Genomic DNA, 14,266 nt, shown 5'->3' on the forward strand with positions numbered 1-14,266 from the left:
CACTAATGAAATAGCTATGCTAAAGCTTTTATGTAGAATATCCAAAAATTTATATAATGCTTCATTATACTATCTTAGACAATATTATTTTAAACATAATACTATTCCTTCATATTTTGATACGAATAAGGCTTTAAAAAACAATGAGAACTTTCATATACTAAATACATATCAATCGATTTGTACGATTCGATGTGCACATAATAATATGATGAATTTTATTAAGAAGCATAGTTCATTGCCTAAATATCTTCCCAAAAATGGATTCTATCCATTATATACAGATCAGGTAAGGCCTATTGTTTATAATGGCCATAACTATATAAAGTACCTTTATCCAATGATATGAGAACGAATAAAGTATTTATTAATACTTATCAAGATAAGCTAATAAATAATAGTATTGAAGAATATTCTAAGAAAAAATCTATTAACATATTCTTTAAGATTCCTAAATTAATAGAGAATAAGGAAATACATCAAGTAAGAATAGTGCCCGATAAAAGAGGGGAATACTATATAATAGAATTCTCATATAAAGATGATGCGTATGAAGTAAAGCCTATGGATGATAAGATAATGGGAATTGACTTAGGAGTTACGAATCTAGCATCCTGTGTGATGTATAATAATGAATCCTTTATTATAGATGGTAAGGTATTATTATCTAAGATACAATTAACATCGAAAAGATTAGCTAAATTGCAATCGGATTTACCCAATGGAATTTATACTTCTAAAGGAATAGAATCATTAAGAAGAAAAAATGAGAATTATATTGATGATTATTTAAATAAAGCCGTAAGGGAATTATTAAATAAAGCGAAAGAAAATAATATAAGTCAAATTATCGTAGGTTGGAATAAAGGAATAAAGACTGGTGGAATCAAGAATGAAAGCCTTAAAGGAAAGAAAAGGGCTAAGACCAATCAGAAATTTATTTTATTCCCCATATCTAAATTTAAAAATAAACTTATTTTAAAAGGAATAGAATATGGAATAAATATAATAGAGATTAGTGAATCCTATACATCTGTATCATCCTTTTATGATAATGATGAAATAGGAAAGGATAAAATTAGGAGTGGAAAAAGAATTCAAAGAGGATTATATAAAAGAAAAGACGGCACAATAATCAACGCTGATATAAATGCCGCCTTAAATATGATTAATAAATATAAACGTAACTCAAATGATACTGTAATAAAGTATTTGATGAGTAGAGGTCTAACAATACCATATAGAGTATATGTAAATATGTAGAAATATATATTTATATATAAATTCGTTAAAATATGAGTTTACTCATAGAGTGAATTTTTATTCACTTTTGTTCAAAATCAATTAACTTATGTCCTTGATAAGAACATCTGCAAAATCCGTTTATCTATTTACACCATGTTAGGGACTAAATATGAAAAGAAAGAATTAAAGTAGGGAAGGCACGTGCCTTCCTTTTAAAATATATGCACACGCATATGCATGCGTGCATACGCGCCCGCGATAGGAAATAAATTTTTGCCCAATTCCTATGAAAGTGCAGTTTTCATAAAAAAAGATTAAAATACAGAACCTATAGCATACCTTAAGATCTGTTTGTTATTTGGGTAGATTATTTTTAATATATTAACCCCTATTATATATTTATATATAATAAAGAAAAAAATAAAAAAGAACTTGCATTGACAAAACTTTTCCTGTATAATAGAGAAGGCTCTATATCGAGCAAGAAGTGGCTGTGAAGTGGGAGGTTGCTGACACACCGAAGAGCGTTGTCATTAACCGTGTGTTAGGTTTTCCCATGGAGCAAGTCTATACGCAGATTATAGGCGAAAGGAGACTTAAAAAAATGGCAAAAGAAAAAATCAAAATTCGTTTAAAGTCTTATGATCACAGATTATTAGACCAGTCAGCAAAGAAGATTGTTGACAGTGTTAAGAAGACAGGTTCCGCAGTAAACGGTCCTATCCCTCTTCCAACAGAGAAGGAAGTCTTCACAATCTTAAGATCCGTTCACGTTAACAAGGATTCTCGTGAGCAGTTCGAAAGAAGAACTCATAAGAGATTAATCGAAATTGTGGATCCAACTCCACAGACAATTGATGCTTTAATGCACATTGAACTACCTTCTGGTGTAGATATCGTATTAAAGAAGTAATTAAAAAAATATTAGAAAAGAGGAAAATTTCAAATGGCTAAGGGAATCTTAGGTAGAAAATTGGGCATGACTCAAATTTTCGATGCAGCTGGAAATTTAGTTCCAGTTACCATTGTTGACTGTTCTGAAAATGTAGTATTACAGCAGAAGACAGTTGAGAACGATGGTTATGTTGCTGTCCAGGTTGGTGTATGCAACAAGAAAGTAAATCTTTCTAACAAGCCTGAACAGGGTCACGTAGCTAAGGCTAACACTGCTCCTAAGCGCTTCATCAGAGAATTCCGTTTCTCCGAAGCTCAGGGAAATGATTTGTTATCTTACAACGTAGGCCAAGAAATTAAAGTTGATATTTTTGCAGCAGGTGATGTTGTTGATGTAACTGGTACATCCAAGGGTAAGGGATTTGCTGGTACAATCAAGAGATATAACCATGCTAGACTAAGAATGACTCACGGTGTATCTGCTTGTCACCGCGAAGTAGGTTCTTTAGGTGCTATTAAGGGTAACTTAAAAGGTAAGAAGTTACCAGGACATATGGGTTCCGAGACTGTTACATTACAGAACTTAACAATTGCTAAGGTTGACGCAGATAGAGAATTAATCTTAATCCGCGGTAATGTACCAGGTCCTAAGAAGGGATTCGTAGTAATCAAGACAGCTGTTAAGGCTGTGAAGTAATAGGGAAGGAGATTTATTATGCCAACAATCGCAGTATTAAATCAGTCCGGTGAAAAAGTTAAGGATTTAGAATTAAGCGAAGCAGTATTCGGCGTTGAAATCAATAAGCAGGTTGTTTATGATGTTGTTAACGCTCAGAGAGCTGCTATGAGACAGGGTACTCATGACACTAAGGGCCGTAGCGAAGTTCGCGGCGGTGGTAAGAAGCCTTGGAGACAGAAGGGTACAGGCCGTGCTCGTCAGGGATCCACTCGTGCACCACAGTGGGTTGGTGGTGGAACAGTATTTGGTCCTACACCAAGAAGCTATGCTTTCAAGTTAAACAAGAAGGTAAAGCAATTAGGTTTAAAGAATGTATTAACATACAAGGTTAACGAAAATCAGTTAATCGCTGTTGAGAACGTTACATTAGCTGATGCTAAGACTAAGAACTTCGTTAAGTTATTAGCGAACATCAAGGCTGAGGGTAAGACAGTAGTTGTAGTTGCTCCAGAGGAGTTCAACGAGACTCAGGTTTTAGCTTCTCGTAACGTTGCTGGTGTTTTCTTAACACCTGCAAACAATGCATCTGTTTATGAGTTATTATGCTATAAGAACTTAGTATTAACAGAGGCAGCAGTTAAGTATTTCGAGGAGGTATTGAAGTAATATGACAAAGGCATTTGATATTATCCAGGGCCCAATCATTACAGAAAAGTCAATGGCTCTTAAGGAAAACTATAACAAGTACACATTCAAGGTTCTTAAGTCTGCTAATAAGATTGAAATCAAGAATGCTGTAGAAGAGATTTTCAAGGTAAAGGTTTTATCTGTTGCTACAGTAAACGTATTACCTAAGCATACAAGAGTTGGTCAGCATGAAGGCTTTAAGCCAGCATACAAGAAGGCTATCTGCAAGCTTGCAGAGGGCGATAAGATCGACGCTTTCGAGATTTAATAGGAGGAATTATTAACTATGGCAGTTAGAAAATATAAGCCAACGTCTAATGGTAGACGTAACATGTCAGTGTTAACATTTGATGAAATTACAACTGACACTCCTGAAAAGTCATTATTAGCACCTGCAAAGAAGAATGGTGGTCGTAACAACACTGGTAAGATCACAGTTCGTCATCAGGGTGGCGGTGTAAAAAGACAATACCGTATCATTGACTTCAAGAGAAATAAGGATGGTATTCCAGCAACAGTAAAGTCTATTGAATACGATCCAAACCGTTCTGCAAATATCGCATTATTATTCTATGCAGATGGTGAAAAGAGATATATCTTAGCTCCTAAGGGATTAACTGTTGGTACAGTTTTAGTATCTGGTAAGGATGCTGATATTAAGGTTGGTAACGCACTTCCAATCGTAAATATCCCAGTTGGTAGCTTAATTCATAACATTGAATTACATCCAGGAAAGGGTGGCCAGTTAGCTCGTTCTGCTGGTGTATCTGCTCAAATTCTTGGTCGTGAGGAAGGCTATGTATTAGTTCGTTTAGGTTCAGGCGAAGTTCGTAAGGTTTTAGCTACTTGTAAGGCTACAATCGGTGAAGTTGGTAATGAATCTCATGAGTTAGTAAGAATTGGTAAGGCTGGTAGAGCTCGTCATATGGGCTTAAGACCAGAGGTTCGTGGTTCTGTTATGAACCCTAATGATCACCCTCATGGAGGTGGTGAAGGTAAGTGTCCAGTAGGTCGTCCTTCTCCAATGACACCTTGGGGTAAGCCAGCATTAGGTTTAAAGACTCGTAAGCACAAGAAAGCTTCTGATAAGCTTATCGTTCGTAGAAGAAATGGTAAATAAGGAGGAACAATATGGCTCGTTCAATTAAAAAAGGCCCATTCTGTGATGGCCACTTAATGAAAAAGGTTGAAGCTGCTCAGGCTGGAGATAAGAAGGTTATTCAGACTTGGTCTCGTAGATCTACAATTTTCCCAGCATTTGTTGGTTTAACTATTGCAGTATATAACGGTCGTGAACATGTTCCGGTATATGTTACTGAGGATATGGTAGGTCATAAGTTAGGCGAATTCGCTCCAACTAGAACTTATCATGGACATGATGCAGACGATAAAAAAGCTAAGAAATAGTATAAAGGAGAAAAATTATAATGGAAGCAAAAGCTATTGCAAATACTGTTAGAATTACTCCTCGTAAGGCTCGTCTTGTAATTGATTTAATCCGTAATAAGGATGTAGCTGAAGCAAAGGCTATTTTGAAGCTTACAAACAAGATGGCTACAGAAGTAGTTTTAAAGGTATTAAACTCTGCAGTTGCAAACGCAGAGCATAACTATAACATGGATGTTAACAATTTATTTGTTAAGGAATGCTATGTTACAGATGGTATTAGAATGAAGAGAATGTTACCTCGTGCTAAGGGCCGTGGTGATGTTATTCAGAAGAGAACCTGCAACGTTACTGTTGTTGTTGCAGAGAAAGAATCTAATTAGGAGGTATATAACACATGGGTCAGAAAGTAAGTCCACTAGGATTACGTGTTGGTATCAACCGTGATTGGGATGCTGCATGGTATGCAGAAAAGACAAAGGTAGCTGATTTATTACATGAGGATTTAGCAATCCGCAAGTATTTAGAGCAGAAATATGCTAAGGCTAGCGTTTCACGTGTTATTATCGAGCGTGTAAAGGGCAATAACAACAAGGATCGCGTTAAGATTACATTATACACTGCTAAGCCAGGTCAGGTAATCGGTAAGGACGCTGAGACTAAGAACGCTGTAGTAAAAGAATTAGCGTATAAGACTAAGAAGGAAATCATCTTCAACATCGTTGAGGTTAAGGTTCCTGAATTAGATGCAACATTAGTTGCAAAGAGTATTGCTGAACAGTTAGAGGCTCGTGCTTCTTTCCGTAGAGTTCAGAAGGTTGCAATCCAAAGAGCTATGAAGCGTGGCGCTAAGGGTGCAAAGACTTTAATTTCCGGCCGTTTAGGTGGAGCTGAAATGGCAAGATCTGAAGGCTATAGAGAGGGACAGGTTCCTCTTGCAACTTTAAGAGCTGATGTTGATTATGCAGTATCTGAAGCACATACAACTTATGGTAAGTTAGGTATTAAGGTTTGGATTTACAAGGGTGAATTATTCGAAATCCCTTCAAGAGAGGTTGCTGATAAGCGTCCTGTTCGTAAGCCAAGACCAGCAAAGAAAGAAACTGCTGAAGGCTCTAAGGGAGGTAAATAATTATGTTAATGCCTAAGAGAGTAAAGTTCCGTCGTCCACATAGAGTTTACTATCATGGTCATGCTAAGGGTGGTACTGAGTTCGCATTCGGTGAATTCGGCTTAGTAGCAACTGAAGGCTGCTGGTTAACTTCTCAGCAGATTGAGGCTGCCAGAGTAGCAATCACTCGTAAGATGAACCGTCAGGGACAGGTATGGATTAAAGTATTCCCACATGTAAGTAAGACTAAGAAGCCTCTAGCAGTACGTATGGGTTCTGGTAAGGGTGCTCCTGAAGTTTGGGTAGCAGTAGCAAAGAAGGATGTTATCTTATTTGAAGTAGCTGGTGTTTCAGAGGATATTGCTCGTGAGGCACTTCGCTTAGCTTCTCATAAGTTACCTTGTTCTACTAAGATTGTAAAAAGAGTAGGTGAGTAGTCATGAAGGCAAAAGATATTCGTAATTTAACTGAAGATCAGATCAATAAGAAGATCGCTGACTTAAAGGAAGAATTATTCAACTTAAAGTTCCAGGCTGCTCTTGGTAACATTGAAAAGCCTGCTCGTATGAACGAAATCAAAAGAGACATTGCTAGATTAAAGACTATTTTAACAGAAAAGTCTGCTAGCAAGGCTGAGTAAGGAGGAAGCAACAAATGGAGCGTAATGTTCGTAAGTTTTTCACAGGAACAGTAGTTTCTGATAAGATGGAAAAGACAATCGTTGTTTCCGTTGACACATTTGGTGTTCATCCTATCTATAAGAAGAGAGTAAAAAAATCTTCTAAGTTCCATGTACATGATGAAAACAATGTAGCTAAGACTGGCGATGTTGTTAAATTCATGGAGACTAGACCTCTATCTAAGACTAAGAAGTATATCTTAGTTGAAGTAGTTAAGGCTAAGGAAACTATTTAATGAAGGATCAGGAGGTAATATCATGGTTCAGCAGGAAACAAGATTAGCAGTCGCTGATAATAGCGGTGCTCGTGAATTATTAATTATTAAGGTATTAGGTGGCGCATTACACAGATATGCAAACGTTGGTGACATCGTTGTATGCTCTGTAAAGGAAGCGGCTCCTAATGGACAGGTTAAGAAGGGTGACGTTGTAAAGGCAGTTATTGTTCGTACAAAGGCTGGCTTACATAGAGCTGATGGTTCTTATATCAAGTTTGATGAGAACGCTGCAGTAATCATCCGTGAAGACAAGACCCCAAGAGGTACTCGTATTTTTGGTCCAGTAGCTCGTGAGCTACGTGATAAGGATTTCATGAAGATCGTATCCTTGGCACCAGAAGTACTTTAAGAGGAGGTAAACTTAGTATGCAGATTAAAGCTGGAGATACAGTAGTTGTCATTGCTGGTAAAGATAAGTTTACAAAAGACAAAAAAGGTAATCCTACCCCTACAACAGGTAAGGTATTAAAGGTTTACCCATCTACAAACAAGGTTGTTGTAGAGGGCGTAAACAAGGTTAAGAAGCACAAGAAGCCAACTCAGGCAAATCCTGATGGTGGAATCGTTGAGGAGGAAGCTCCAATCGATGCTTCTAACGTAATGTTATTAAACCCTAAGACCAACAAGGCAGTAAGAGTTGGTATTAAGGTTGTTGAAGATCCAAAAACTGGCAAGTCTAAGAAGATTAGAGTTGCTAAGGATAGCACTCAGTATGAGTTCGATAAGTAAAATATAGGGTAAGGAGAAAAGATTATGAATCGTTTATTGGAAAAATATAATAATTCCGTTAGAACAGAATTAGCAAACAAGTTTGCTTATAAGTCTTCAATGCAGATCCCTAGACTTGAAAAAATCGTTATCAACATGGGTGTAGGTGATGCAGTAGCAAATTCTAAGGTATTAGATGATGCTGTTGAAGAATTAACATTAATTGCAGGTCAGAAGCCAGTTATCACAAAGGCTAAGAAGTCTATTGCTAACTTCAAGCTTCGTGAGGGTATGCCTATCGGCTGCAAGGTTACATTAAGAGGAGAAAGAATGTATGAGTTCTTTGATAAGCTTGTATCCATTTCTCTTCCACGTGTACGTGACTTCCGTGGTATTAATCCAAATGCATTTGATGGTCGTGGAAATTATACTTTAGGTGTTAAGGAACAGTTAATCTTCCCTGAAATTAATTTCGATAAGGTTAAGAAGGTTCGTGGTATGGATATCGTTATCGTTACTACAGCTGCAACAGATGAAGAAGGCCGTGCTCTATTATCTTTAATGGGTATGCCTTTTAGAAAGTAATAAGGAAGGATAATAAACTATGGCAAAGACATCAATGATTGTTAAGAATCATAGAAAACCAAAATATAGTGCTCGTGAATATACTAGATGTGAGCGTTGTGGTCGTCCACATGCTGTAATCAGTAAGTTCAAGTTATGCCGTATTTGTTTCCGTGAATTAGCATACAAGGGTCAGATTCCAGGCGTTAAAAAGGCTTCCTGGTAATCTGAAAGTTTAATAAGGAGGAATATCAATAATGATGACAGATCCAATTGCAGATATGTTAACTCGTATTAAGAACGCAAATGCTATGCGTCATGAAACAGTTGTAGTTCCAAGTTCCAAGACTAAAAGTGCAATTTTAGATGTACTTAAGGCAGAAGGATTCATTGCAGATTACAAAGTTTCAAGCGATGTTAAGAGTAATACAACAATTACATTAAAATACACTGAGAATAACACAAGAGTTATCAAGGGTTTAAAGAGAATCTCTAAGCCATCCTTACATGTATACTCTACAGCAGAGGATTTACCAAAGGTATTAAATGGCTTAGGTGTAGCAATCATCTCTACATCTCAGGGTATTATGTCTGATAAACAGGCTCGTAAGCTAAAGATCGGTGGAGAAGTATTAGCTTACGTTTGGTAAGATAATTACCAATTAATAAAAATTTTAAGGAGAAAAATAAAATGTCTAGAATAGGAAATAAGGCTATTCCACTTCCTGCAGGCGTTACAGTCAGCGTTGCTGAGGGTAATCTAGTTACCGTAAAGGGCCCTAAGGGAGAGCTTGTAAATAAGTTCAATAGCGCACTAGAAATTGACGTTCAGGCAACAGAGGTTGTTGTTAAGCGTCCTAATGACACAAAAGAAATAAAGACATTCCATGGTACAACTCGTGCATTATTAAACAACATGGTTGTCGGTGTATCCGAAGGCTTCAAGAAGACTCTTGAAATCAACGGTGTAGGTTACCGTGCTGCACTTCAGGGCGGTAAGCTTGTAGTATCTGCTGGTTATTCCCATACAGTTGATATGGAAATCCCTGCAGGATTAAAAGTAGAATTACCAAAGAATACACAGATTGTAATCTCTGGTATTGATAAGCAGTTAGTTGGTCAGTTTGCGGCTGAGATTCGTGAGATCAGAAAGCCTGAACCTTACAATGGCAAGGGTATTAAGTATGATTACGAGCATATCCGTCGTAAGGAAGGTAAGACTGCTAAGAAGTAGTTGAAAGGAGTACATAACATATGATTAGTAAAGTATCAAAGAACGTTACACGTCAGAAAAGACATTTACGTCTTAGACAGACACTAAAGGGCACTGCTGAAAAGCCTAGACTAGTTGTATTTAGATCTAATAAGCAGATTTATGCTCAAGTTATTGATGATTTATCTGGTAAGACATTAGTTAGTGCTTCTTCACTAGATAAGGAAATTTCTTTAAATAACGGCTCTAATGTAGAGGCAGCTAAGGCAGTTGGTGAATTAGTTGCAAAGCGTGCATTAGCAGCTAAGATTGAAGCTGTGGTATTCGACCGTGGTGGTTACTTATATCATGGTAGAGTTCAAGCATTAGCTGATGCAGCAAGAGCTGCAGGCTTAAAATTCTAAGGAGGTATAGACTTTATGCGTACAGATCGTGATCAGCGTAAGGAAGAAGTTGTTGCTGAACCAGAGTTCGAAGAGCGTGTTGTAACTATCAACCGTGTAACTAAGGTTGTTAAGGGTGGTAGACGTTATCGTTTTGCTGCACTTGTAGTTATCGGTGACAGAAAAGGAAGAGTAGGATTCGGTACAGGTAAGGCTAACGAAGTTCCTGATGCAATTAAGAAGGCAGTTGAATCTGCAAAGAAGAATTTGATTACTGTTGCTACAGTAAAGACAACTATTCCTCACGAAGTAACTGGTGTATACGGCGCTGGCCGTGTATTCTTAGCACCTGCTGCTGAAGGTACCGGTGTTATCGCTGGTGGTCCAGTTCGTGCAGTTGTAGAATTAGCTGGTATTTCAGATATTCTTTCAAAATCACTTGGTTCTTCAACACCTATTAATGTTGTAAGAGCTACAGTAGAAGGGTTAAAGAGCTTAGAGACTGTTGAACAGATCGCTGCAAGACGTGGTTTAACAGTTGAAAAGATCTTAGGTTAATATCATGTATAAGATTACACTAGTAAAGAGTTTAATTGGCAAGAAGCCAAATCAGGTTGCTACTGCTAAAGCTTTAGGTTTAACTAAGATTGGTCAGACAGTAACTAAAGAGGAAAATGAAGCTATTAAGGGTATGATCGTTACCATTGCACATATGGTAAAGGTTGTACAGGAATAATAAGGAGGTACCTAGAAATGTTAAATAATTTAAGTCCAGTTCAGGGTGCTAGACATTCTAAGAAGAGATTAGGACGCGGTATCGGTTCTGGTATCGGTCATACTTCAGGTAAAGGTACTAAGGGTCAGAACGCACGTTCTGGCGGTGGTGTTCGTCCTGGTTTCGAAGGTGGACAGTTACCATTATTCCAGCGTTTACCTAAGAGAGGCTTCCACAATCATAACAAGGTAGAATTTGCTATCGTAAATGTTGAGAAGCTTAACGTATTTGAAGACGGCGCAGTAGTTGATGCAGAAGCATTAGTTAATGCAAGCCTAATCAAGGAAGTAAAAGATGGTGTTAAGGTATTAGGTAATGGCGAATTAACAAAGAAATTAACAGTAAAGGCAAACAAGTTCTCAGAATCTGCAAAGAAGGCTATCGAGGCTGCTGGCGGTTCTGCTGAAGAGGTAAAGTAATTTGTTTAACAAAGCAAAACTTATCTTAAGCAACCGTGAGGTTGTACTTAAGATATTAATCACATTTGCTTTACTGTTGGTATTTAAGGCTGGAACATATATTCCAATCCCTTTGATTGATACGTCAACCATTACGAATTTAATTTCGGGAAATGATTTCTTAACAGTATTGAATGCCTTTTCCGGTGGAGGTTTATCGCATTTCTCTATCTTGGCATTAGGTATTTCGCCATATATTACTGCATCCATCGTAGTCCAAATGCTACAAATGGTTATTCCAACATTTAAGGACTGGGGTGAGCAGGGAGAAAACGGTAAGGAAAAGCTTAATCGAGTAACAAGATATATTACAATTGTTATTTCTATGGTTCAAGCATTACTAATTATCTTCAGCTTAGGTTCTAAGCCTGAAAATGTATTAGGTAATTCCTTAATTCAATATCAGAATGCTTATTGGGTATTCTATATTTACATGGCAGTTGTTATTACAGCAGGTTCCGCATTTACTATGTGGTTAGCTGATTTAATTACTCGTCATGGTATTGGTAATGGTTCATCCATTATCATTGCTGCAGGTATCATTTCATCTATTCCAAGAATGTTTACTACATTAAATACAAAATATTTAGGTGATGCATTCTCTGGATTAAATGTATTCTTATATGTTTTAATCGTTGTATTATATATTGCTATGATTTTAGCCGTTGTATACTTCGAAGGAGCAGTAAGAAAGGTTCCTGTTCAATATGCAAACCGTCAGGCCGGTCAGCAGGGCTCTGATATTCCTATTAAGATTAATAGTGCATCAGTTATCCCAGTAATCTTTGCATCAACAATTATGTCTATTCCAATGACAATTATTGGTGTACTTGGATTATCTACTGAGACATCTACAACAGCTTATTGGTTCAATCAGATTTTCTCTACCTCTGAGCCAATCGGTATTGCAATATATATTATCTTTATTGTATTCTTCAGTTTCTTCTATAGCTTTATGCAGCTTGATCCTGAAAAGATTGCAGACAACCTTGAAAAGCAAGGTGCCTACATCCCTGGTTACCGTCCAGGTGAGGAGACAAAGCATCAGCTATCTAAGATGCTGTTCAGAATTACAGAAATCGGTGCTTTATATCTAGTAATTTTAGCTATGATACCAATTATTGTATCAAAGGCATTCCAATTTTCTAGTAGCGAAGCTTCAAGTATTACAGTTGGTGGTACATCTTTAATCATCATTGTCGGTGTTGCTGTTGAAACATTCCGTCAGATTGAGACTGCATCCGAAACAAAGGAATACAAGGGCTTCTTAGATTAATCAGGAGGAAACATAATGAAATTATTAATTATGGGTCGCCCAGGTGCTGGTAAAGGCACTCAGGCAGTAAACATCAAGGAGTATTATAAGATTCCACATATCTCTACAGGTGATATGTTCCGTGCAGCTATGAAGAACGAGACTAAGCTTGGTCTTGAGGCTAAGAAGTACATGGAGAAGGGGCTTTTAGTACCAGATGAGGTTACAATTGGTATTGTAGAAGAAAGACTTCTAGAGGACGATTGCAAGAACGGATTCCTATTAGATGGTTTCCCAAGAACAATCGCTCAGGCTGAAGCATTAGATGCATTCTTGGCTAAGAATGGTGTTAAGCTAGATGCAGTTTTAGATGTTAACGTTCCAGCTGAAATCTTGGTTAGACGTATGGTTGGTCGTAGAGTTTGTAAGACTTGTGGTGCAACATTTCATGTTGAATTCAATGCACCAAAGGTTGAAGGAATCTGCGATAACTGTGGTGCAAAGCTAATTCAGCGTCCAGACGATACAGAAGAAACAGCAGTAAATCGTTTAGCAGTATATGACGAGAACACTGCACCATTATTAGATTTCTATGCAAAAAAGAATTTATTAAAGACAGTAAATGGTGACCAGCCATTAGACAAGGTCTTCGATGATATTAAAGAGGTTTTAGGAAAATAATAATTTTCCCTAAAGCTTTGAGTTATAGCGGAAGTTCATGGTATCTCTTTTAAAGGGATATCATGGAGATTTTGCTAAGCTTTAGACCTAAAATAAAAGGAGGATCATAATACATGGCAAAAGAAGATGACGTTATTAAGATGGAAGGCGTTGTACAGGAAGTCCTTCCTAACACACAGTTCATTGTTACACTAGACAATGGCCACCAAGTTAAAGCCCACGTTTCTGGTAAAATCCGCATGAACAACATACGCATTTTACCAGGTGATAAGGTAACCATTGAGTTATCAACCTATGATTTAACACGTGGAAGAATTACTTACAGACATAAATAGTATGGAGGAAAAAGACTATGAAAGTAAGACCAAGTGTAAAGCCAATTTGCTCTCAGTGCAAAGTTATTAAGCGTAAGGGTCGCGTAATGGTTATTTGTGAAAACCCTAAACATAAACAAAGACAAGGATAAAATAGAAAGTAGGAGGGTGCATTAAAATGGCACGTATTTCAGGAGTAGATATTCCAAACGAAAAAAGAATTGTAATCTCTTTACAGTACATCTATGGTGTTGGTGAGACTACAGCTAAAAATATTTTAAAGGCTGCGAATGTATCTGAGGACATTCGTACAAAGGATTTAACTGAAGATCAGTTAAGTGCAATCCGTTCACAGGTTGCAAAGTATAAGGTTGAGGGTGACCTTCGTAGAGAAGTAGCTCTTAACATCAAGAGATTAATGGAAATTGGTTGCTATAGAGGTATGCGTCACAGAAAGGGATTACCTGTTCGTGGCCAGAGAACTAAGACAAACGCTCGTACTCGTAAGGGTCCAAAGCGTACTATTGCAAACCATAAGAAGTAATAAGGAGGAAATGAGATATGGCACAGAAGAAAGTTACTAAGCGTAGAGTAAAAAAGAACGTACCTGTTGGTGTTGCTCACATTCATTCTACATTTAACAATACAATTGTTACCATCACTGACCCTCAGGGAAATGTAATTTCTTGGTCAAGTGCAGGTGCATTAGGATTCAAGGGTAGTCGTAAGTCAACTCCTTTTGCCGCACAGCAGGCAGCTGAGGCTGCAGCAAAAGCTGCAGTAGACCAGGGTGTTGCTAAGGTTGAAGTTACTGTTAAGGGTCCAGGACAGGGCCGCGAAAGCGCAATTCGTTCTTTAGCAGTTGCTGGTCTTGAAATTACAGCAATTACAGACGTTACACCAATCGCTCATAACGGTTGTCGTCCACCAAAGCGTCCTCGTGGATAATATTTTGG

The 14,266-nt window shown here is 37.5% G+C and carries 29 protein-coding genes; all 29 read left to right on the forward strand.

The genetic code is table 11. The features are described 5' to 3' along the window. Window positions 1-349: hypothetical protein (locus SPJ17_RS00295; RefSeq protein WP_321091593.1), on the forward strand; the 349-nt coding region annotated here is incomplete at its 5' end. Continuing rightward, complete coding sequence (locus tag SPJ17_RS00300) at window positions 346-1,263, forward strand: transposase (RefSeq protein ID WP_321091595.1); 918 nt, start codon at window positions 346-348, stop codon at window positions 1,261-1,263. The genes SPJ17_RS00295 and SPJ17_RS00300, both read left to right, overlap by 4 nt. A gap of 586 nt (window positions 1,264-1,849) precedes the next feature. Further along, window positions 1,850-2,158, forward strand: a complete 309-nt coding sequence (gene rpsJ, locus SPJ17_RS00305) for a 30S ribosomal protein S10 (protein ID WP_321091597.1) — start codon at window positions 1,850-1,852, stop codon at window positions 2,156-2,158. A 33-nt stretch (window positions 2,159-2,191) separates the two neighbouring features. Then, complete coding sequence (rplC, locus tag SPJ17_RS00310; RefSeq protein WP_321091599.1) at window positions 2,192-2,836, forward strand: 50S ribosomal protein L3; 645 nt, start codon at window positions 2,192-2,194, stop codon at window positions 2,834-2,836. 18 nt (window positions 2,837-2,854) lie between these two features. Beyond that, window positions 2,855-3,484, forward strand: a complete 630-nt coding sequence (gene rplD, locus SPJ17_RS00315; protein WP_321091601.1) for a 50S ribosomal protein L4 — start codon at window positions 2,855-2,857, stop codon at window positions 3,482-3,484. A 1-nt stretch (window position 3,485) separates the two neighbouring features. Beyond that, the gene (gene rplW / locus SPJ17_RS00320; RefSeq protein ID WP_321091603.1) at window positions 3,486-3,773 is read left to right on the forward strand and encodes a 50S ribosomal protein L23; all 288 of its coding nucleotides are present in this window, start codon (window positions 3,486-3,488) and stop codon (window positions 3,771-3,773) included. Window positions 3,774-3,791: 18 nt separating this feature from the next. Further along, window positions 3,792-4,625 carry a 50S ribosomal protein L2 gene (rplB, locus tag SPJ17_RS00325; protein ID WP_321091605.1) on the forward strand — a complete coding sequence of 278 codons (834 nt, stop codon included), beginning with the start codon at window positions 3,792-3,794 and terminating at the stop codon, window positions 4,623-4,625. 11 nt (window positions 4,626-4,636) lie between these two features. After that, entirely contained in the window at window positions 4,637-4,912 is a 276-nt protein-coding gene (gene rpsS / locus SPJ17_RS00330) for a 30S ribosomal protein S19 (RefSeq protein WP_321091607.1), read from the forward strand. A 20-nt stretch (window positions 4,913-4,932) separates the two neighbouring features. Continuing rightward, complete coding sequence (rplV, locus tag SPJ17_RS00335; protein ID WP_321091609.1) at window positions 4,933-5,274, forward strand: 50S ribosomal protein L22; 342 nt, start codon at window positions 4,933-4,935, stop codon at window positions 5,272-5,274. A 14-nt stretch (window positions 5,275-5,288) separates the two neighbouring features. Beyond that, window positions 5,289-6,023 (forward strand): 30S ribosomal protein S3, encoded by a 735-nt coding sequence (gene rpsC, locus SPJ17_RS00340; protein ID WP_321091611.1) that lies wholly within the window; start codon window positions 5,289-5,291, stop codon window positions 6,021-6,023. Between the two features lie 2 nt (window positions 6,024-6,025). Next, entirely contained in the window at window positions 6,026-6,439 is a 414-nt protein-coding gene (rplP, locus tag SPJ17_RS00345; protein ID WP_321091615.1) for a 50S ribosomal protein L16, read from the forward strand. A gap of 2 nt (window positions 6,440-6,441) precedes the next feature. Continuing rightward, window positions 6,442-6,642 carry a 50S ribosomal protein L29 gene (gene rpmC / locus SPJ17_RS00350; protein WP_321091618.1) on the forward strand — a complete coding sequence of 67 codons (201 nt, stop codon included), beginning with the start codon at window positions 6,442-6,444 and terminating at the stop codon, window positions 6,640-6,642. A 14-nt stretch (window positions 6,643-6,656) separates the two neighbouring features. Then, the gene (rpsQ, locus tag SPJ17_RS00355) at window positions 6,657-6,917 is read left to right on the forward strand and encodes a 30S ribosomal protein S17 (RefSeq protein WP_119015645.1); all 261 of its coding nucleotides are present in this window, start codon (window positions 6,657-6,659) and stop codon (window positions 6,915-6,917) included. 22 nt (window positions 6,918-6,939) lie between these two features. Then, on the forward strand, window positions 6,940-7,308 hold the full coding sequence (gene rplN, locus SPJ17_RS00360; protein ID WP_321091622.1) for a 50S ribosomal protein L14: 369 nt from the start codon (window positions 6,940-6,942) through the stop codon (window positions 7,306-7,308). 17 nt (window positions 7,309-7,325) lie between these two features. After that, window positions 7,326-7,688 carry a 50S ribosomal protein L24 gene (gene rplX / locus SPJ17_RS00365; protein ID WP_321091624.1) on the forward strand — a complete coding sequence of 121 codons (363 nt, stop codon included), beginning with the start codon at window positions 7,326-7,328 and terminating at the stop codon, window positions 7,686-7,688. Between the two features lie 24 nt (window positions 7,689-7,712). Next, complete coding sequence (rplE, locus tag SPJ17_RS00370; RefSeq protein ID WP_321091626.1) at window positions 7,713-8,252, forward strand: 50S ribosomal protein L5; 540 nt, start codon at window positions 7,713-7,715, stop codon at window positions 8,250-8,252. A gap of 19 nt (window positions 8,253-8,271) precedes the next feature. Beyond that, window positions 8,272-8,457 (forward strand): type Z 30S ribosomal protein S14, encoded by a 186-nt coding sequence (locus SPJ17_RS00375; RefSeq protein ID WP_119015649.1) that lies wholly within the window; start codon window positions 8,272-8,274, stop codon window positions 8,455-8,457. 28 nt (window positions 8,458-8,485) lie between these two features. After that, entirely contained in the window at window positions 8,486-8,881 is a 396-nt protein-coding gene (rpsH, locus tag SPJ17_RS00380) for a 30S ribosomal protein S8 (RefSeq protein WP_321091687.1), read from the forward strand. 41 nt (window positions 8,882-8,922) lie between these two features. Then, window positions 8,923-9,465, forward strand: coding sequence for a 50S ribosomal protein L6 (rplF, locus tag SPJ17_RS00385; protein WP_321091629.1), 543 nt, complete (start codon window positions 8,923-8,925; stop codon window positions 9,463-9,465). Between the two features lie 20 nt (window positions 9,466-9,485). After that, a complete protein-coding gene (gene rplR / locus SPJ17_RS00390; RefSeq protein ID WP_321091631.1) occupies window positions 9,486-9,848 on the forward strand; it encodes a 50S ribosomal protein L18 in 363 nt (120 codons plus the stop codon). Between the two features lie 15 nt (window positions 9,849-9,863). Next, the gene (gene rpsE, locus SPJ17_RS00395; protein ID WP_321091633.1) at window positions 9,864-10,385 is read left to right on the forward strand and encodes a 30S ribosomal protein S5; all 522 of its coding nucleotides are present in this window, start codon (window positions 9,864-9,866) and stop codon (window positions 10,383-10,385) included. Window positions 10,386-10,389: 4 nt separating this feature from the next. Continuing rightward, on the forward strand, window positions 10,390-10,563 hold the full coding sequence (gene rpmD, locus SPJ17_RS00400) for a 50S ribosomal protein L30 (RefSeq protein WP_119015654.1): 174 nt from the start codon (window positions 10,390-10,392) through the stop codon (window positions 10,561-10,563). Between the two features lie 17 nt (window positions 10,564-10,580). Then, window positions 10,581-11,021 (forward strand): 50S ribosomal protein L15, encoded by a 441-nt coding sequence (gene rplO / locus SPJ17_RS00405; RefSeq protein ID WP_321091637.1) that lies wholly within the window; start codon window positions 10,581-10,583, stop codon window positions 11,019-11,021. Between the two features lies 1 nt (window position 11,022). After that, complete coding sequence (gene secY, locus SPJ17_RS00410) at window positions 11,023-12,336, forward strand: preprotein translocase subunit SecY (protein ID WP_321091639.1); 1,314 nt, start codon at window positions 11,023-11,025, stop codon at window positions 12,334-12,336. A gap of 15 nt (window positions 12,337-12,351) precedes the next feature. Beyond that, the gene (locus tag SPJ17_RS00415; protein ID WP_321091641.1) at window positions 12,352-12,996 is read left to right on the forward strand and encodes an adenylate kinase; all 645 of its coding nucleotides are present in this window, start codon (window positions 12,352-12,354) and stop codon (window positions 12,994-12,996) included. 113 nt (window positions 12,997-13,109) lie between these two features. Beyond that, a complete protein-coding gene (gene infA, locus SPJ17_RS00420) occupies window positions 13,110-13,331 on the forward strand; it encodes a translation initiation factor IF-1 (RefSeq protein ID WP_119015658.1) in 222 nt (73 codons plus the stop codon). A gap of 17 nt (window positions 13,332-13,348) precedes the next feature. Continuing rightward, window positions 13,349-13,462 (forward strand): 50S ribosomal protein L36, encoded by a 114-nt coding sequence (gene rpmJ / locus SPJ17_RS00425; protein WP_119015659.1) that lies wholly within the window; start codon window positions 13,349-13,351, stop codon window positions 13,460-13,462. 26 nt (window positions 13,463-13,488) lie between these two features. Beyond that, window positions 13,489-13,854, forward strand: a complete 366-nt coding sequence (gene rpsM / locus SPJ17_RS00430) for a 30S ribosomal protein S13 (protein ID WP_321091645.1) — start codon at window positions 13,489-13,491, stop codon at window positions 13,852-13,854. Between the two features lie 17 nt (window positions 13,855-13,871). Further along, the gene (rpsK, locus tag SPJ17_RS00435) at window positions 13,872-14,258 is read left to right on the forward strand and encodes a 30S ribosomal protein S11 (protein ID WP_119015661.1); all 387 of its coding nucleotides are present in this window, start codon (window positions 13,872-13,874) and stop codon (window positions 14,256-14,258) included. Window positions 14,259-14,266 lie beyond the last annotated feature (8 nt).

This window comes from Anaeroplasma sp. (assembly GCF_034179385.1).
GTDB lineage: Bacteria > Bacillota_I > Bacilli_A > Acholeplasmatales > Anaeroplasmataceae > Anaeroplasma.